Annotated in this window: 16 protein-coding genes; 7 read left to right on the plus strand and 9 right to left on the minus strand. The window is 65.2% G+C overall.

Features of this window, described 5'->3' with window-relative positions; genetic code table 11:
- Positions 1-48 precede the first annotated feature (48 nt).
- From PCLY_RS14975 to PCLY_RS14985, 3 genes are all read left to right on the plus strand, one after another.
- Positions 49-573, plus strand: coding sequence for an REP-associated tyrosine transposase (locus PCLY_RS14975; protein WP_061240440.1), 525 nt, complete (start codon positions 49-51; stop codon positions 571-573).
- 72 nt (positions 574-645) lie between these two features.
- Positions 646-2970 carry a peptidoglycan glycosyltransferase PbpC gene (pbpC, locus tag PCLY_RS14980; protein ID WP_061240441.1) on the plus strand — a complete coding sequence of 775 codons (2325 nt, stop codon included), beginning with the start codon at positions 646-648 and terminating at the stop codon, positions 2968-2970.
- A gap of 201 nt (positions 2971-3171) precedes the next feature.
- A complete protein-coding gene (locus PCLY_RS14985; RefSeq protein ID WP_061240442.1) occupies positions 3172-5103 on the plus strand; it encodes a methyl-accepting chemotaxis protein in 1932 nt (643 codons plus the stop codon).
- Positions 5104-5201: 98 nt separating this feature from the next.
- Here the strand turns inward: PCLY_RS14985 and PCLY_RS14990 are convergent, their stop codons facing one another.
- Together PCLY_RS14990 and PCLY_RS14995 are read right to left on the minus strand one after the other, a co-directional pair.
- A complete protein-coding gene (locus PCLY_RS14990) occupies positions 5202-6329 on the minus strand; it encodes a GGDEF domain-containing protein (RefSeq protein WP_061240697.1) in 1128 nt (375 codons plus the stop codon).
- Positions 6330-6492: 163 nt separating this feature from the next.
- Positions 6493-6942 carry a DMT family transporter gene (locus PCLY_RS14995; protein WP_061240443.1) on the minus strand — a complete coding sequence of 150 codons (450 nt, stop codon included), beginning with the start codon at positions 6940-6942 and terminating at the stop codon, positions 6493-6495.
- 261 nt (positions 6943-7203) lie between these two features.
- On the opposite strand from PCLY_RS14995, the gene PCLY_RS15000 reads away from it, so the two are divergent.
- Positions 7204-7914: a hypothetical protein gene (locus PCLY_RS15000; RefSeq protein WP_061240444.1), complete on the plus strand. Its 711-nt coding sequence runs from the start codon at positions 7204-7206 to the stop codon at positions 7912-7914.
- Positions 7915-7916: 2 nt separating this feature from the next.
- Positions 7917-8810 carry a hypothetical protein gene (locus tag PCLY_RS15005; RefSeq protein WP_156458607.1) on the plus strand — a complete coding sequence of 298 codons (894 nt, stop codon included), beginning with the start codon at positions 7917-7919 and terminating at the stop codon, positions 8808-8810.
- A gap of 32 nt (positions 8811-8842) precedes the next feature.
- On the opposite strand, the gene PCLY_RS15010 is transcribed toward PCLY_RS15005, so the two are convergent.
- The 6 genes from PCLY_RS15010 to PCLY_RS15035 all read right to left on the minus strand — a co-directional run bounded on the left by PCLY_RS15010 (position 8843) and on the right by PCLY_RS15035 (position 12650).
- A complete protein-coding gene (locus tag PCLY_RS15010) occupies positions 8843-9337 on the minus strand; it encodes a GNAT family N-acetyltransferase (protein ID WP_061240446.1) in 495 nt (164 codons plus the stop codon).
- A gap of 16 nt (positions 9338-9353) precedes the next feature.
- Complete coding sequence (locus PCLY_RS15015) at positions 9354-9908, minus strand: DUF4136 domain-containing protein (RefSeq protein ID WP_061240447.1); 555 nt, start codon at positions 9906-9908, stop codon at positions 9354-9356.
- A 21-nt stretch (positions 9909-9929) separates the two neighbouring features.
- Positions 9930-10511, minus strand: coding sequence for a DUF4136 domain-containing protein (locus tag PCLY_RS15020; protein ID WP_061240448.1), 582 nt, complete (start codon positions 10509-10511; stop codon positions 9930-9932).
- A gap of 75 nt (positions 10512-10586) precedes the next feature.
- Entirely contained in the window at positions 10587-11336 is a 750-nt protein-coding gene (locus tag PCLY_RS15025; RefSeq protein ID WP_061240449.1) for a methyltransferase domain-containing protein, read from the minus strand.
- Positions 11333-11638, minus strand: coding sequence for a nucleotide pyrophosphohydrolase (locus tag PCLY_RS15030; protein WP_061240450.1), 306 nt, complete (start codon positions 11636-11638; stop codon positions 11333-11335). The genes PCLY_RS15025 and PCLY_RS15030 overlap by 4 nt, the downstream gene beginning before the upstream one ends.
- A gap of 154 nt (positions 11639-11792) precedes the next feature.
- Complete coding sequence (locus PCLY_RS15035) at positions 11793-12650, minus strand: MaoC family dehydratase (protein WP_061240451.1); 858 nt, start codon at positions 12648-12650, stop codon at positions 11793-11795.
- A 189-nt stretch (positions 12651-12839) separates the two neighbouring features.
- Between PCLY_RS15035 and PCLY_RS15040 the strand changes: the two genes are divergently transcribed.
- Positions 12840-13832 carry an AraC family transcriptional regulator gene (locus PCLY_RS15040; RefSeq protein WP_061240452.1) on the plus strand — a complete coding sequence of 331 codons (993 nt, stop codon included), beginning with the start codon at positions 12840-12842 and terminating at the stop codon, positions 13830-13832.
- Between the two features lie 126 nt (positions 13833-13958).
- Here PCLY_RS15040 and PCLY_RS15045 read toward each other — a convergent pair whose 3' ends face one another.
- Positions 13959-15314, minus strand: coding sequence for a 3-oxoacyl-ACP reductase (locus PCLY_RS15045; protein WP_061240453.1), 1356 nt, complete (start codon positions 15312-15314; stop codon positions 13959-13961).
- A gap of 231 nt (positions 15315-15545) precedes the next feature.
- Here PCLY_RS15045 and PCLY_RS15050 point away from each other — a divergent pair, with 231 nt between their 5' ends.
- The gene (locus tag PCLY_RS15050; RefSeq protein WP_061240454.1) at positions 15546-16823 is read left to right on the plus strand and encodes an acetyl-CoA C-acetyltransferase; all 1278 of its coding nucleotides are present in this window, start codon (positions 15546-15548) and stop codon (positions 16821-16823) included.
- The last annotated feature ends 35 nt before the right edge of the window (positions 16824-16858 follow it).

The following is a 16858-nucleotide window of genomic DNA, read 5'->3' on the forward strand; positions in this document are numbered from 1 at the left end:
CGTAGCCCGGATGCAATCCGGGGATTTTCGAGCACAAGGAGGTGCCGAATGGTGAAATACCGCAGAGCCAAGGTAGCCGGCGGCTGTTACTTCTTGACGCTGACCCTGCAAGACAGACGTAGTGATCTGCTGTTCAAAGGCGCGGCGCTTTTACGTCGATGTTTGCAGGATACGCAGGTTCGATTGCCTTTTCGCGTACCTGCGTTGGTGGTGCTGCCAGACCACCTGCACATGCTTATGTTGCTACCACCTGATGACGCCGATTTCTCTGCGCGAATCCGTATGCTCAAGGCCTCGTTCGTGGGAGCGCTACGCCAGCAGGTTGGCAGCGAAGTGCGTACCAACGCCAAAGGTGAGGCTAACATCTGGCAGCGACGATTCTGGGAGCATCTGATTCGTGATGAGCAGGATTACCGCAATCATCTGGATTACATTCATATCAACCCGGTCAAGCACGGCCTGGTCGCGCGTGCGCAGGATTGGCCGTTTTCCAGCTTTCATCACTATGTGCGTCGAGGGTTGCTTCCGGTTGATTGGGCGGGCGCTGCCGAGATCGCAGATGCCGGTGAGTGAGGAATTCCCCGGATTGCATCCGGGCTACAGGTCCTGCGTAGCCCGGATGCAATCCAGGGGCTTGTTCTGACCATGCGATTTAACCGCTTACGTCGTTGGCTTATCGTCGCCTGCGTACCGCTTGCCCTGCTCTGGCTAGCCGACCGCCTCTTCCCACTGCCGCTGCCCGAGGACGACCTGGCTCGCGTGGTGCTGGCCGAGGACGGTACGCCGCTGTGGCGTTTCGCTGATCGTGACGGTGTCTGGCGCTACCCGGTGACCCCCGAAGAGGTTTCGCCCTATTACCTGGAAGCGCTGCTGACCTACGAGGATCGCTGGTTCCGCCAGCACCCCGGGGTCAACCCGCTGTCGCTGGCCCGTGCCGCCTGGCAAAACCTTAGCGGTGGGCGCGTGGTGTCCGGCGGCAGTACGCTGTCGATGCAGGTGGCGCGTCTGCTCGATCCGCATGGGCGTGACCTGCCCGGCAAGCTCAAGCAGCTGTGGCGCACCGCGCAGCTGGAGTGGCATCTGTCCAAGGACGAAATTCTCACCCTGTACCTCAACCGTGCGCCCTTCGGGGGCACTCTGCAGGGCGTGGCAGCCGCCAGCTGGAGTTATCTGGGCAAGCCGCCGAGCCAGCTGACCCGTGCCGATGCCGCGCTGCTCGCGGTGCTGCCGCAGGCGCCCAGCCGCTTGCGTCCGGACCGTCATCCCGAGCGCGCCCAGGCCGCGCGCGACAAGGTGCTGCGTCGCCTGGGGGAATTTCAGGTGTGGCCGCAGGCCCAGGTGGACGAGGCGCTGGAGGAGCCGGTGTTTCTCGCTCCGCGCCGTGAGCCAAGCCTGGCGCCGTTGTTGGCGCGCCGTCTGAACCGCCCCGGCAGTCCGCCACTGATCCGCACCACTCTCGATGCCGGTTTGCAGCAGCGCCTGGAAGACTTGCTGCTGGGCTGGCGGGCACGCCTGCCGGAGCGCACCTCGGCGGCAATCCTGGTGGTCGAGCACCCGAGCATGGCCGTGCGAGCCTACCTCGGCTCGGTGGATATCGCCGACACCGCGCGCTTCGGGCATGTCGACATGGTGCGCGCCCTGCGTTCGCCCGGCTCGACGCTCAAGCCCTTCCTCTACGGCATGGCCCTGGATGCCGGGCTGATCCATTCCGAATCGCTGCTGCAGGACGTGCCACGGCACTACGGCGATTACCGTCCCGGCAATTTCGCCGCCGGCTTCATCGGCCCGGTGTCGGCCAGCGAGGCGCTGGCCACTTCGCTGAACCTGCCTGCCGTGCAACTGCTCGAGGCCTACGGGCCGAAGCGCTTTGCCGGTGAACTGCGCAGTGCCGGTGTGCCGATTCGCCTGCCGGCGCTGGCCGAGCCGAACCTGGCGCTGATTCTGGGCGGCGGCGGCTCGCGTCTGGAATCGCTGGTAGCGGGCTACAGCGTATTCGCGCGCGGCGGCATGGCGGCCAAGCCGCGCCTGCGGCCGAGTGATGAGCTGCGCGAGCGGCGCCTGCTGTCGCCCGGTTCGGCGTGGATCATCAGGCGCATCCTCAGCGGTCAGGCGCGCCCTGATCGTGACCCACGCGCCTACCTGGCGCAGCGTCCGACCCTGGCCTGGAAGACCGGCACCAGCTACGGCTTTCGTGATGCCTGGGCCATCGGCGTCGGCCCGCGTCACCTGATCGGTATCTGGATCGGTCGCCCGGACGGCACTCCGGTGCCCGGCCAGTTCGGCCTGGCGTCGGCCGCGCCGCTGTTGCTGCAGGTGCATGATCTGCTGGTCAATCGCGACAGTCAGCGCGGTATCGCTGTGCCGGCCGATCCGCAGCCGCCCGAGGTGGGCGTGGCCGCCATCTGTTGGCCTTTGGGGCAGCCGATGAGCAAGGATGATCCCAACTGCCGGCGCCTGCGCTTCGCCTGGACGCTCGAAGGCACCACGCCGCCCACGCTGCTGGCGGCTGATCAGCCGTTGGGTAGCGGCTTGCGCGAGCGTTATTGGGTCAATGGCGAAGGGCGCCGCGTCGGCCCGGACTGTGTCGGTGCCGAAGTGCGCGAGCTGGCGTTGTGGCCGGCGCCGCTGGAGCCCTGGCTGCCCCGTCGAGAGCAGCGTGCTGCGCGTTTGCCGAGCATCGATCCACGCTGCCCGCCACCGCGCAGCAGTCAGGTGGCACCGCTGTCCATCGTCGGTGTACGCGACGGTGATCGCCTGCGCCGCCCGCAAGGCAATCATGAACCGCTACGGCTGAGTCTTTCGGCCCTGGGCGGCAGCGGTCGGCGCTGGTGGTTTCTCGATGGCCAGCCTTTGGGCGAGAGTGCGCTGGATGCTCCCTTCACCCAGGCGTTCGACAGCGGCAGGCATCAACTGAGCGTGCTCGATGAAGGTGGGCAGACCGCTCGTCTGGAATTCAGCGTAGGGCCCTGAGGCCACTCGCTCATCCATCTGCAAGCCGCGGCCGCTCTGGCCTGAGCGCATGAGCATGGCTGCGAATATTCCTCGCTGCAGGGAATAAAGCTTGGCCCTGAATCGCCGATATGAAATCTGGCGGTAACAGATTTGCAATTTGTGTACATTTTTGTATCCAATTGCCTGGCCAATTTTAAACCTCCAGCGGGAGAAGCCCCCATGCGCCTCTGGCAACGCAGTATTCAGTGGCAATTGATCCTCAGCATGGGTGCAGCCCTGCTGGCCAGCATTCTGATCGTCGTCGGTATCTACTCGGCGGTGGTCAATCGCCTGACCGAGCGTTACCTGATCGAGGAAGCGCTGCCGGCGCGCGTGCTGGCGATTCGTAACGATCTGGAACGGGTGCTGACTGCGCCCATCACCGCTAACGCCTCGATTGCCGAGAACAGCCTGGTGCAGGACTGGTTGGCTGCCGGCGAGGATGCTTCCCGGCGTGACGAGTTCGCGCGCTATCTGGAAGGCGTGCGCGCTCAGCAGAACGCCATGACCACCTCCATCGTCGCCCTGGCCAGCGGCAACTACACCACCGGCGAAGGGCTGATGCGCACCCTCGACCGCAGCCAGGCAGAAAACCAGTGGTTCTATCGGCTGGTCGACAGCGACCGCGACCGGGTGCTGGAAATCGACATCGACAAGACCACCCGGCTACCCACGCTGTTCATCAACCAACGGATCAAGCAGGGCGGCAAGACCCTCGGTGTGGCCGGGCTCGGCTACAGCCTGGCGGATATGTCGAAGATGATCAGCGAGTTCCGTTTCGGCGAGCGCGGCCAGGTATTTCTTATCGACAGCCAGGGCAACGTCAAGGTCCATCCGCGCTCGGAACTGAGCGGCAGCGGCAAGCTCGCCGAACTCTTTGGCGCCGACGCCAGCCGCCAGGTGCTTTCGGGCGACAGCCGGGCGGTGCGCTTCGAGCGCAACGGCGAAACCTTTCTCGCGGTGGCGCAGAAGTTCGCCAGCATCGACTGGTTGTTGGTCAGCGAAGTACCCGAGGCCGAAGTCTACGCCGAGGCGCGCCAGGCGCTGCTGATGACCAGCCTGATCGGCGTCGCGGTGGCGCTGTTGTTCCTCGGCCTGGTGGTGCTGCTGGCGCGTGGGTTGGTGCGGCCGATTCGTCAGGTGACCCAGGCACTGGTGGAAATCGGTGGCGGCGGTGGTGACCTGACGCGGCGCCTGGATGAGTCGCGAGCCGACGAGTTGGGCGACCTGGCGCGGGGTTTCAACCGTTTTCTCGGCAGTCAGCGCGAGCTGATCGGCGATGTATTGGCCACCAGCGAGCGTCTGCGCACGGCGGTCAGCCAGGTGGCGCAGGTGGTGGAGAACACCGCAGGCCGTGCTGTTCAGCAGCAGGAAATGACCGATATGGTGGCCACTGCCGTGCACGAGATGGGCCTGACCGTTCAGGAGATCGCACGCAACGCCAGCAATGCAGCGCAGTCATCGCACAGCGCGCGTGATGAGGCGCAGACGGCGCGTCAGGTGGTGGGCCAGTCCATCGCCCATATCGAGCAGATGTCTGCCGACATTGGCAGTGCGGCGGGCGCGGTAAGCGAGCTGGCCGAGCAGGTCGCGTCCATCGATCAGGTGCTGGCGGTGATTCGTGGTATCTCCGAGCAGACCAATCTGCTGGCACTGAATGCCGCCATCGAGGCTGCACGCGCTGGGGAAATGGGCCGCGGATTTGCCGTGGTCGCCGATGAGGTGCGCACCCTGGCCAGTCGTACCCAGGCGTCGACCGACGAGATCCAGCAGATGATTCAACGCCTCAAGCAGGGCGCGGAAACGGCCGTCAGCTCCATGCATGCCGGCCAGTCGGCTACCGGTACCGGCGTCGAGTCCAGCCAGCGTACCGGGCAGTCGCTCGGCGCCATCACCGAGCAGGTCGAGCGCATCAGTGACATGAACACCCAGGTGGCTGCAGCGACCGAAGAGCAGAGTTCGGTCACCGAGGAGATCAACCGCAACGTGCAGGGCATCGCCGATCTGGCCCACGCCACCGCCGGCGAGGTGCGCGCCTGCCGTGAGGATTGCCAGACGCTCAGCCGCCTGGCCGATGACCTGACCGGGCAGATGGGCAAGTTCCGTCTCTAGTCGTGATGGCTCTTGTTCGCGGGGCCGCCTGGGTTACGCGCAGCGTTTATCGCCGCCGACTGGCCATAGCCCGAACATGATCTTGAAGCCGCCGCGCTTCAGTGATCGGCCGCAACCAGGCGGTTGCGGCCCTCGCGTTTGGCGCGGTAGAGCGCACCATCCACGCGCTTGAAGAAGGCGTCGGCGTCGTCATCGTGACGACTGCTGAAGCAGCCGACGCCCAGGCTGGTGGTCAGCTCCAGGCGCTGACCGGCCAGCAGCAGTCCTTCGGTTTCCAGCACCTGGCGGAAATGCTCAGCCAGATCCCAGGCCTGGGCCAGTGTGGTGCCTGGTAGCAGTACGCCGAACTCCTCGCCTCCCAGGCGGAGCAGGGCATCGCCATCGCGGCGAAACACCTTGCGCATCTGCTCGGCGAAGGCGCTCAGGCACAGGTCACCAGCGGTATGGCCGTGTTCATCGTTGACCTGCTTGAAGAAGTCGATATCCATCAGTACCAGCGCCAGCGGCTCACCCTGGCGCACAGCATTGGCCACCAGGCTGGGGAACAGGTTGTTGAACTGATAGCGATTGCCCAGTTGGGTCAGGCTATCGGTGCGGCTGAGCAGGTCCAGCTGGCTTTGCTGCTCCAGCAGCTTCAGCTCCAGATTCAGCGTGGCGCGGTATTCGCGATGATTGCGACCCAGTACCAGAACCAGATAGCCGAGGTAGAAGGTCAGGGTGATCAGCATTGCGTGCATCTGTTGCCAGTGCAGCGCCATCACTGCCAGGCCTGGCAGATAGAGCAGGGCCAGCGCCAGCAGGGCACGGCCCCGGCGCATGGCGAAGTTGAAGGTCATCGCCGTGGCGAAGGCCACCGTGGCCAGGGTGGCGATCATCTGCGAGCCGGTGTAGGCGTCGCTGTATAACGCCAGCGCGTGGGCCTGGCCCCAGCACAATGAGGTCAGCAGGATCAGGCCCCAGTGGCGGTCGAGCCAACGCTGCAACTGCTCGGGACTGTCGATGCCATCGGGGCGGTGCAGCAAACGCGCCGCCATCAGGCCGGCGAACAGGATGCTGCCCAGCAGCCCGACGAGCATCAGGCTGCCAGGCTCTGTACTGAAGACCCAGGTCAGCAGCCAGGCCAGCAGGTAGAAGATGCCTCCCAGGCGGGTGCGGATGCGGGTGTCATCCACTTCTCGCCACAAGGCGAAGGTGTTGGGTTGGCGCGGTACTTCGGCGTCGGTCATCATTTTTCGGCCTGCCACCGCAGGCAGCCACCTCCGGGCCCTCGCAGGTGACGTCAGAGCCTTCTCCAGGAGGCTTTTTTGTGATCACAGAAACAGCATGTTGCGAGCATAGCGTCTTTCGTGAGCGCAAGAGTGTCCATCTGCCAGTATTTACGGCCGCCCGTCAGCCGCGGCGAATCAGCCAGATACCGGCCACGATCAGCAGCAGGCCTGTCACCTTGCCGAAGGTGATGGGGGATTCGCGAAAGCCCGCCCAGCCGAAATGATCGAGGGTGATGGCCATGGCCAGCTGTCCGGCGATCACCAGCACCATGAACAGCAGCGCGCCCACGCGTGGCCCGGCGAAGGCTGCCGTGGCGATGAAGAAGGCGCCGAGCAGGCCTCCGCTCCAGTGCCACCAGGTCAGCTCCCGGAGCGCGCCAAGCCCCGGCATCTCGCGTTGGCTCAGGGTCATCAGCAGCAACGCCAGGCTGCCGACGATAAAGGAGATCAGCGCAGCGGCGAAGACACTGGAAAGGTGACGGGCAAGCTGGCCATTGATACCAGCCTGCAGAGGCAGCACCGCGCCGGCGAGAAAGGGCAGGGCCAGTAGCCAGCCGCTGACTTGATTCATGGGACGCTCCTAGAGTTACACAAAGGCGCAATTATGCGGCGCGCGCCTTCGGGATGCAGCTCATGCGCATTTGCACGAGGCTGGGTGCCCGGTCGCTGTGCATTTCCATTGCGCATAATTGGCGACTGCCGCACGTATCTGGAAGCCGACCCGCTCGGACATGCTGTACCCACTTTGCATGGTGGCTAAGTGGTATTACTCTTGCGCGCCTGTCTCTGGCTCGTCGCGCCAGGCTCATCTACATAAACAAGGAAGAACACCATGAAAGGAATTCGTGCCGGTCTGGCGCTTGTATTCATTGCTCTGGCAGCGTTGACTGGTTGTGCAACGCCTCAGCCGCCGGTTGCCATGGACCAAGCTTTCTGGGCTGAGAAGCAGGATCGCATCGGCATCGCCATTACCGAGATTCCCGCCCCTTCGGTTCAGATGACCGGGCAGCAGGGCCTGCTGGACATCGCAGTCAACAAAGGCATGGCTTCGGGGCTGACCAAGAAGGTCGAGAGCTGGGACTCCACCAGCCTGTGGGGCTTGCAGCAGAAGGTCGCCGAGCGCCTGCAGGCTCAGGGCTACAGCGTCAAGCTGTTGGACAAGCCCTATGACTTCAAGGACTTCAAGAAGGCCCAACGCAAGCTGGGGTACGCCGACCTCGACATGACGCCGCTCAAGGCCCAGGAGGGGATCGATAAAGTGGTGTTGCTCATGGTTGGCGTTAACGGTACGACGCGCAGCTATTACGGCATGATTCCTACCAGTGACCCGGTTTCCCTGGTAACGATGGTCACCACCATTGTCGACCTGGATGACAATCGCCTGGTCTACTTCCAGCCCTCGGCTGTGAGCCGTGCCGCGGAAGGCGAATGGGATGAATCGCCTGAATACCCCAATCTGACCAACGCGTTCTACAAGGCGCTGGACGAAGTTGAGCAAAAGATCCTGCTGCCTTTCGATGCGCAGCAGCTATCCAGTAACTGATCGTGCGCCCTGGGCTGGTCGGTGCCGCTCTGCTGGGGCTTGCGCTGTCAGGGTGTGCGACTGATCCGAACCTGGCTCCTGTGCGCAGCGATACGCTGGAGGCGCAGCTGGCGCAGGGCTTTCAGCTGATCATCGAGGCCCCTGACGATGGTTGGTTGAATGCGGATGTCGCGGTCGATGGCGCACGCTTGTCCGAAGCTGGACAGCAAACCTCCAGGCACCTCAGCAGTACCATGCAGGGAGTGGCCAACTCCGGTACCGGAGGGGGTGGCGCTGCCGTCATGGGAACGGTGATCGGTTCGATGTTGCTGGCTAACCTGTCGCAATCGGGTGTCGAGCGAGACGCTCGGCTTTCTGCCAGGCGCCAGATCGAGCCGGTCAATCAGGCTCTTGGCGATCATGACTGGGCAGACTATTACCGAGCGGCCTACAGCCGGGTTTTAGCCGAACAAGGCTATGCGCCGGCCACGACTGCCGACCTCAACCTGCGAATCACTCCGCGCTTGCGCTTCAGTGAGGGTATGCAGGTGCTGCGTTTGGTCTGCGAGGCACGTGTGACGCACGGTCCGAAAGTCCTGTATGCCGGGCGCATCGAATCGTTTGCCGAACCCGAGCAATGCGAGGATTGTTCGAGCCGCTGGCTGGAGCAGGGCGCGACCCGCTTGCATGCCGCTGCCAACGCTGGCGTGGGTGACTGCGCCGCGCTGCTGGCCAGCGACTGGCGCACGAACAGATTCTCCGGGGTTGCCAGCCAGGAGCAGACCCTGCGCTATCAGCTTGGCGCGACGCGGCATGTCGAGCGCGGCCGCCTGCTTGCACTGGGAGGTACTCGCTCGGTGTTTTTCAGCCTGCGAGGCTGGCTCAAGTCGATGCCGGTGGCTGTCGAGTCGTACTAACGACTGTCAGTCGGGTCGCCTCGGCGAGCGTCCTATGCTGCTGCGTGCAGCGGCTTTTCCATTTGCACCAGTGCAACGCGGCTGCCATCCGGGGCGCGGCGTTCGGCGATGCCAACGGTGTGGTAGCCCATGCGCGTGTAGAGCAGTAGGCCGCCGGCGTTGGCGTTGAAGCAGGACACCTTCATCAGCGGCGCCTTGTAGCGCTCGCGAGCGGTCCGCTCCATCACTTCCACCAGGTATCGCGCCACGCCCTGGCTACGTGCCCAGGGCGCCACCATGAGGTTGCCCAGGGCGCAGAACTCGCCGTGCTGCCATTGGTAGAAATTGGCGAAGCCGGCGACTTGCCCATCCAGCTCCACTACGGTGCTCTCGCGTCGCTCGGCGATGGCGGCAGCAAGCTGGCCGACGTCGAGCGGCCAGATGGCCTTGGGGTAGCAGAAGAACAGCTCATCGAGGTTCTGCGGGAAGCCGACCACGTCGCCGAGGTCGGCAGCGGTGGCCGGGCGGTGTTGCAGGTTTGCGTTCAAGCCGAGTGGTCCTTGTTCAGCGCGGTGGATATTGCGAGAGCACCTGGGTGACGGTTTCGCGGATCGCTCGTTCACGCTCGGCCGGTGTGGGCGGCTGAGCGCGCATGATCTGTTCACCACTGCCGCGCCACACCAGCTTGCCGTCCTTGGCGTCGTACAGATCGATCTGCAAGGTGGCGACCTTGTAGTCCACGCGGCGCGTTTCGGTGAAGGCCGGGCCGCCCCAGTAACCGCCCCAATAGCCACCCCAGCCACCGCCGTATTGAGTGGTGATCTGATCCTGGCGCTCGTCGACGATCAGCACGCTCTGCACTTTCAGGTCGCCCTGGCCGTCGGCTGCCTGGCGCAGGCCGCGCTGTTCGAGTTGTTCGGCGACGGCCTGGCTGATGCGCGTTTCGGTGATGTCGCTCTTCAGGCGTATGTCGTCTGGTTGGTAGAGCAGCTTGGCGTCCATCCAGCTCCAGCTGCGGTAGGCACCGAAGTCGCGGCTGGGGTCGAAGTCGCGCTCCAGGCTGACGCTGGCGCAGCCACTCAGGAGCAGCGCCACGATCAGGTAGGACAGGTTACGCATGGTGCTCTCCAAGGCTTGCGATCAATAGGGTGGGTAGCCGTCCAGTGCGCTGCGGATGGCCGCACGCATGGCGTCGGCCTGTGCCGCCTGGTCCTTGCCGGCCACGGCTTCGCCGCTACCTGACCAGACCACCTGGCGGTCGCGTGGGTCGATCAGTTCGATGCGCACCACGGCCACTTTCTGTTCGTAGGTGCGCACGATGGGTACGCTGCCGTAGGCGCCGTAGCTGCGATCCCAGTGGCTGCCGGTGCCGTAGTAGCCGCCGACGTTGTCCTGGTATTGGCGCAAACGGGTTTCCTGGCTGATGCGGGCGCTGACCAGCACGTCGCCAGGGCCATTGAGTGCAGGGCGCAGGCCGTATTGGTCGAGGCCGGCGCTGACGCTGTCGGCCAGCTGATCAGCGCCTGGTGCGCGGCCATCGAGCCAGCTCCAGCTGCGGTAACGGCCGTAATCGCGCGGCGCTGCCGGGTAGGCGCTGCGATCGAAGGTCGTCGCCGCCCCCGGCGGTGCAGCTGGCATCGGCAGGGATTCGGCCTGGTACGGATTCTGGCTCTGGCAGGCGGCTAGCAGCGGCAGGATGAGTATGGCTATGGCGGTGCGCATGGTCGTCTCCTTGGTCGCGCGCGGCATCCCCGATCGCTTCAGGCTACGCTGGCCCGCCGGCTTCGTCCAATGCGCTCAGGTCGGCCGGCAGATCCAGTGCAGGTAGCGGCCCAGGCCGGCGAAGTTTGGGTGGCGACGGTACGCCAGCTCCATTTCCAGCAGGTCGATCAGCTCGGCCTTGGCCTGGAATTCCGGCGGCATGTAGTCGTGGAATACGCGCACGCCGCTACGGCTTTCGACCTGCCAGTTGGCGGCGAGTTGCGTGTCCAGCTCGTGTGGGTCGAGCGGCTGTTGCGGGGTCAGACTCTGGCCTTCGCCGGCGAAACGCTCCTTGCGCAGCTTGCGGAAATGCCCCTTGAGCAGGTTGCGGTAGATCAGCGCATCCTTGTTGTAGAAGGCCAGCGACAGCCAGCCGTCCCTGGCCGTCAACTGATGCAGCACTGGCAGGATCGCTGCCGGCTCGGCCAGCCACTCCAGCACGGCGTGGCATAGCACCAGATCGAAGGGCTCCGGCAGTTGGCCGAGCAGGTCCTGCCAGGGCGCCTGGATGAAGGTGGCGTGCTGGCCGGCCTCGGCGAAGCGCTGGCGTGCTCCGGCGAGCATGGGTTCGGCGGGCTCGGCGAGGGTGACCTGATGACCGCGCTGGGCCAGCCACAGGCTCATGTGGCCAAGGCCGGCACCGACATCCAGCACGCGCAGCGGACGATCCGGCAGCGTTTCAGCCAGGTCGGCCTGCAGCACGGCGAGGCGGATGGCACCCTTGGCGCCGCCGTAGATCTTCTCGGCGAAGCGGGTGGCGAGTTCGTCGAAGTGGCGGTCGCTCATTTGAGGAAGCGCCGTTCGTTGTCGGCGAGTTTGTCGAGCACGACCTGGTTCATGTCGAGGCCCAGCTCGCTGCACAGTTGCAGCAGATAGAGCACCACGTCGGCCACTTCCTGGCCGGCATGGGTGAGCTGGTCGGCAGGTAGCTGGCGCGACTGCTCTTCGCTCAGCCACTGGAAGATTTCCACCAGCTCGGCCATTTCCACGCTGGCGGCCATGGCCAGGTTCTTCGGGCTCTGGTAACGGCGCCAATCGTTGTGATCGCGAATGGCGTGCATGCGGGCGGTGAGTTCAGCGAGGTTCATGATGCGGCTCCGTTCGAGCCGCATAGCTTCGACGCGAACGGCGCGCGCTGCAAGCTGCCCGGCGCCTTTATCGCCTTGTAGGAGCGGCTTGAGCGGCGAAATTCATCGCGACTGAAGCGGAATGCCGCCCAGTCGCTCCTACAACAGGTGGCGGTCAGCTATCCAGCGGCTGCCAGCTACCGGCCATATGCGGCGTGTCGCCTTTGCCGATCAGGCGGAACTGGCCGCTGGCGCCAGGCTCGCTGGCTTGCAGGGCAAGGTGGGTGGGCAGCAGCACGGGCTTCTGGAAGCGCACCTGTACTTCGTAGCCGGCTTGCGGCAGGTGAGCGTGCAGAGCCCCCAGGCTGCGCGCCTTGTTCCACAGACCGTGGGCGATTGCCCGTGGGAAGCCAAACAGGCGTGCGGTCATGGCATGGAGGTGGATCGGGTTGTAGTCGCCGGCCACGCGCGCGTAGCGCCGGCCCGTGTCGGCAGGGGCAGCCCAGTTGGTCAGTGGTGCCAGCTCAAGGGGCTGCTCTTCGGCCCGCAGCGGCGCCTGGCCTTCGAGATGCAGGGCGCGGCAGAGAATGCGACTGTCACCTTCCCAGAGCAGGCCGAGTTGATCCTCCAGGCGAGTGATCAGGCTGAACGTGGCGCCCTTGTCGTGGGGTTGCAGGTCGGTGACCTGCACGCTGATCTGAAACGGTCCCAGCCCACCCAGTGGGCGCAACACGCGGATACGATTCTCCAGGTGCACCAGGCCCAGCAGCGGGAACGGAAAGCGGCGGTCGGTGAGCAGTTTCATCTGCAGGCCGAAGGCGAGCACATGTGGATAGACCGGCGGCAGGTAGGGACTGTCTGCAATGGCGCAGACCTGGCGATAGCGCGCCAGGTGCTTCGGGTCCACGTCGACACGGCAGCGCAGGCCGATATTGGGCAGCTGGCGGCCAGTCACCTTGCGGCGCAGGGCTGCGCGCAGGAACAGGCCGGGCAGAGCCGGTGGTGTATCGAGATCGAGCCAGTCGATGGCCATTGGCGAACTCCTTGGCGAATGAATGACAGCAGCTTAACCCTCAGACCCACGCTGGCATTGGCTGTTCTGCCCAACGTGCGCGCAGCCTAGCCAATCCGTCTGCGACGCGGTTTGCGCGCGATGGCTCGCTGACCCTAAGATGGCGCCGTTCACGAATAACGCTCACTAATAAGAAGAACAGCAGGAATCATGCGTGATCTGACCGACGATGTGGCGCTGATGCGCCCGGTAATCGATGCCCTGCGTGCCAGCGGAACCGACCCTGACCGTGTACTGGTGCGCGTTGGCCTGCCTCCTGGCGGGCTACCGGCTGGTCGCTTTCCCCATGCGGCCCAGGCGGCATTCTGGAAGGCCGCCAGCGAAGAATGCGGCGAACAACATGTCGGGCTGTACCTGGCTCAGCACCTACCAGCCTTCCATGGCCTGCTGCTGGAATACCTGTTTCTTTCCAGCGAAACCTTTGGCGTCGGCCTGCGCCATGCACTGCGCTACGTGCGCTTGCTCTCCGACACCCTCAACGCGCGCCTGGACGTGGACGGCGATACCGCCGTGCTGACGCTGGGCGTGGAGGCCGACACGCCGCGTCATTTCCCGGAGATGCTGGCAGGGGCGGTGATCCGTCTGTTTGCGGCCCTGACCGAAAACGATTTCCGCCCGCGGGAAGTGCGCTTCATGCATGCCGAGGGCGCACCGGCAGAGCGTTACCTGGCGGTTTACGGTTGCCCGGTGCGCTTCGGCGCCGAGGATTGCGCGCTGCTGTTCGACGCCGCAGTGCTGGACAAGCCCTCGCGCCACGCCGCCCCCGAATTGCTGCGCATGCACGAGTCGCTGGCGCGGCGGCAGCTGGCGGAAGTGGAGAGGCTGGACCTGGTGCGCCAGGTGCGAGAGCTGATTGCCGAGCTGCTGGTCGATGGTGGCGCCACGCTGGAGCAGGTGGCGGGGCGTTTGAACATGCCGCCGCGACGTCTGCGCGAGCGCCTGGCCATGGCCGGCGTGCGCTTCAACGACCTGATCACCGATTACCGCTGCCGCCTGGCCAAGGAACTGCTGCTCAAGACCGACGAGCGCATCGAGGTGATCGTCGAGCGCACCGGCTTCTCCGAACCGAGCACTTTCTACCGTGCGTTCAAACGCTGGGTTGGCGAAACGCCGGTGGAGTTTCGCAAGCGCGGCAAGGGTTGATGCCATCCTGTGGGAGGCGCTTCAGCGGCGACGGTCGCGGCTGAAGCCCCTCCCACACATAGTCACTCGCCTGTACCGTAGGGCGGGCCGGGCGGCGATCCGCCTAAGCCCACCAGCGCCATTGTCTCAGGCCCCCAGCAGACTCTGCCCGCACACGCGCAGCACCTGTGCGGTCACCGCGCCAGAGCCCGGCTGGGCGAACCAGGCCACGGCCTCGGCGACGTCCTGCGGCAGGCCGCCTTGGCTCATCGAGTTCATCCGGCGTCCGGCTTCACGGATGCCCAGCGGAATGGCGGCGGTCATCTGGGTTTCGATGAAGCCGGGGGCCACCGCGTTGATGCTGATGCCTTTTTTCGCCAGGGCCGGTGCCCAGGCCTGAGCCAGGCCGATCACGCCGGCCTTGCTCACCGCGTAGTTGGTCTGGCCCATATTGCCGGCGATGCCGCTGATCGAGGCGATCAGCACCACGCGGCCGTTGTCGTGCAGCTTGTCGGCGTCCAGCAGCGCTTGGGTCAGCACCTGCGGTGCCTTGAGGTTGACATCGATCACCGAGTTCCAGAACACATCGCTCATCTTCGCCAGGGTCTTGTCGCGGGTGATGCCGGCGTTGTGCACGACGATATCGAGGCCATCGGGCAGGGCTTCGACCAGGCGTTGCGGCGCGTCCTCGGCGCAGATGTCCAGGGTCACTGGATGCCCGCCCAGGCGTGCGGCCAGGGCCTGCAGTGCATCGGCAGCCTGGGGCACGTCGAGCAGCACCACCTCGGCGCCGTCCCGGGCGAGTACTTCGGCGATTGCAGCGCCGATGCCGCGCGAGGCGCCGGTAACCAGCGCCTTCTTGCCGGCCAGCGGGCGCGTCCAGTCCCTGACCTGTTCGCCGCAGGCGGCGAGGCGCAGCACCTGGCCGGAAACGTAGGCGCTTTTCGGTGAGAGGAAGAAGCGCAGCGCGCCTTCCAACTGCTGCTCGCCGCCCTTGCCGACATAGAGCAGCTGCACGCTACCGCCGCGACGGATTTCCTTGCCCAGCGAGCGGGTGAAACCCTCCAGCGAGCGCTGCACGCTGGCGGCTATCGGATCCTTGATAGACTCGGGTGCGCGGCCCAGCACCACTACGCGCGGGCTGTTGGCCAATCCCTTGAAGGTGGGCTGGAAGAAATCGCGCAGCTCGATCAGCTGCTCGAAGCGGGTCAGCTGACTGGCGTCGAACACCAGCGCCTTGAGCTTGGGGCCGTGCTCGGCGGTCCAGCGCGACAGGTCCAGCTGGCCGTCGCGCGCGGCGAACAACTGGTCGGTGAGCTTGCCGGCGAAGGGCTGCACGGCCTTGAGCAGATCGCCGTCACCGCCCAGCAGCAGTGCGCCGTCCACCGGCCTGACGCGGCCGGCCATCCAGCGTTCCAGGCGCACCGGCGCCGGCAGGCCGAGGGCACCGACCAGGCGCCGGCCGGTGGGCGAGTTGGCGAAAGCGAGATAACGATCGGACATGAAGCTCTCCTGCGGGCGAATCGAAAGTTGTGTCACTGTACGCGGCACTTGGCAAAGCGCAATTGACTCTGTTGCCTCACGTGCCGGCAAGGCGGCCAATGTTCGTACCCAGCCGAGGTTTAGCCTGTTCGGCCATAACGCTACAGTGTAAGTCTCATGTTTCTGGGAGCCGGCTGACGGGCAATAGTTCGCCGCAGGTTTCTTCTATTTCCCGACCAGCAAGGAGTCCCCATGACCCAGTTGCGCAGGGTCGCCATCGTCGGCGGCAACCGTATTCCGTTCGCCCGATCCAACACCGTCTACGCCAGGGCGAGCAACCAGGAGATGCTGACCAGCGCCCTCGAAGGGCTGGTGGAACGCTTCAGTCTGCATGGTGAGCGCCTCGGCGAGGTGGTGGCCGGTGCCGTGCTCAAGCACTCGCGGGACTTCAACCTGACCCGTGAATGCGTGCTGGGCTCGCGCCTGGCGCCGGAAACCCCGGCCTACGACCTGCAGCAGGCCTGCGGCACCGGCCTGGAAGCGGCGATTCTGGTGGCCAACAAGATCGCTCTTGGCCAGATCGACTGCGGCATCGCGGGCGGTGTCGACACCACCTCCGATGCGCCGATCGGCGTCAACGAGGGGCTGCGCCAGATTCTGCTGGAGGCCAATCGTGGCAAGAGCACGGGTGACAAGATCAAGAGCCTGCTGAAAATTCGCCCGCGTCACCTGGCGCCGCACATTCCGCGTAATGGCGAGCCACGCACCGGGCTGTCGATGGGCGAACACTGCGAGCTGATGGCGCAGCGCTGGGCCATTCCTCGGGACGAGCAGGATCAGCTGGCGCTGGCCAGTCACCAGAAGCTGGCGGCGGCCTACGCCGAGGGCTGGCAGGACGATCTGATGACGCCGTTCCTGGGCCTGACCCGCGACCAGAATCTGCGCCCGGACATCAGCGCGGAGAAACTCGCCAGTCTCAAACCCTGTTTCGAACGCGGCCCGCGCGGCACCCTGACGCCGGCCAACTCCACGCCACTGACCGATGGCGCCTCGGTGGTGTTGCTGGCCAGTGAGGAATGGGCCAAGGCCCGCGGCCTGCCGGTGCTGGCCTACCTGCGCGATGGCGAGGTGGCTGCGGTGGATTTCGTCCAGGGCAAGGAGGGCCTGCTGATGGCGCCGGTGTATGCGGTGCCGCGCCTGCTGGCGCGCAACGGCCTGACGTTGCAGGACTTCGACTACTACGAGATCCACGAGGCCTTCGCCGCCCAGGTGCTGTGCACGCTCAAGGCCTGGGAGGACGCCGACTATTGCAAGGAGCGCCTGGGCCTGGATGCGCCGCTGGGCTCCGTCGATCGCAGCAAGATGAACGTCAAGGGCAGTTCGCTGGCCGCCGGCCACCCGTTCGCCGCTACCGGCGGACGTATCGTCGCCAACCTGGCCAAGCTGCTATCGGTGGCCGGCGAAGGGCGCGGGCTGATTTCCATCTGCGCGGCCGGTGGTCAGGGTGTGACTGCAATCCTCGAACGGTAATCCAATAGCGGTGGTTGCAAGTCATCGCGGCCACT

Source organism: Ectopseudomonas composti, from assembly GCF_001567565.1.
Taxonomy (GTDB): Bacteria; Pseudomonadota; Gammaproteobacteria; order Pseudomonadales; family Pseudomonadaceae; genus Aquipseudomonas; species Aquipseudomonas composti_A.

Excerpts from the sequence above, each read along its gene's own strand:
- PCLY_RS15040 (WP_061240452.1), top strand. The coding sequence starts at position 12,840 with ATGCGTGATCTGACCGACGATGTGGCGCTGATGCGCCCGGTAATCGAT.
- PCLY_RS15000 (WP_061240444.1), top strand. The coding sequence starts at position 7,204 with ATGAAAGGAATTCGTGCCGGTCTGGCGCTTGTATTCATTGCTCTGGCA.
- PCLY_RS14975 (WP_061240440.1), top strand. The coding sequence starts at position 49 with ATGGTGAAATACCGCAGAGCCAAGGTAGCCGGCGGCTGTTACTTCTTG.
- PCLY_RS15045 (WP_061240453.1), bottom strand. The coding sequence starts at position 15,314 with ATGTCCGATCGTTATCTCGCTTTCGCCAACTCGCCCACCGGCCGGCGC.
- PCLY_RS14995 (WP_061240443.1), bottom strand. The coding sequence starts at position 6,942 with ATGAATCAAGTCAGCGGCTGGCTACTGGCCCTGCCCTTTCTCGCCGGC.
- PCLY_RS14985 (WP_061240442.1), top strand. The coding sequence starts at position 3,172 with ATGCGCCTCTGGCAACGCAGTATTCAGTGGCAATTGATCCTCAGCATG.
- PCLY_RS14990 (WP_061240697.1), bottom strand. The coding sequence starts at position 6,329 with ATGACCGACGCCGAAGTACCGCGCCAACCCAACACCTTCGCCTTGTGG.
- PCLY_RS15050 (WP_061240454.1), top strand. The coding sequence starts at position 15,546 with ATGACCCAGTTGCGCAGGGTCGCCATCGTCGGCGGCAACCGTATTCCG.
- PCLY_RS15025 (WP_061240449.1), bottom strand. The coding sequence starts at position 11,336 with ATGAGCGACCGCCACTTCGACGAACTCGCCACCCGCTTCGCCGAGAAG.
- PCLY_RS15035 (WP_061240451.1), bottom strand. The coding sequence starts at position 12,650 with ATGGCCATCGACTGGCTCGATCTCGATACACCACCGGCTCTGCCCGGC.
- PCLY_RS15020 (WP_061240448.1), bottom strand. The coding sequence starts at position 10,511 with ATGCGCACCGCCATAGCCATACTCATCCTGCCGCTGCTAGCCGCCTGC.
- PCLY_RS15030 (WP_061240450.1), bottom strand. The coding sequence starts at position 11,638 with ATGAACCTCGCTGAACTCACCGCCCGCATGCACGCCATTCGCGATCAC.
- PCLY_RS15015 (WP_061240447.1), bottom strand. The coding sequence starts at position 9,908 with ATGCGTAACCTGTCCTACCTGATCGTGGCGCTGCTCCTGAGTGGCTGC.
- pbpC (WP_061240441.1), top strand. The coding sequence starts at position 646 with ATGCGATTTAACCGCTTACGTCGTTGGCTTATCGTCGCCTGCGTACCG.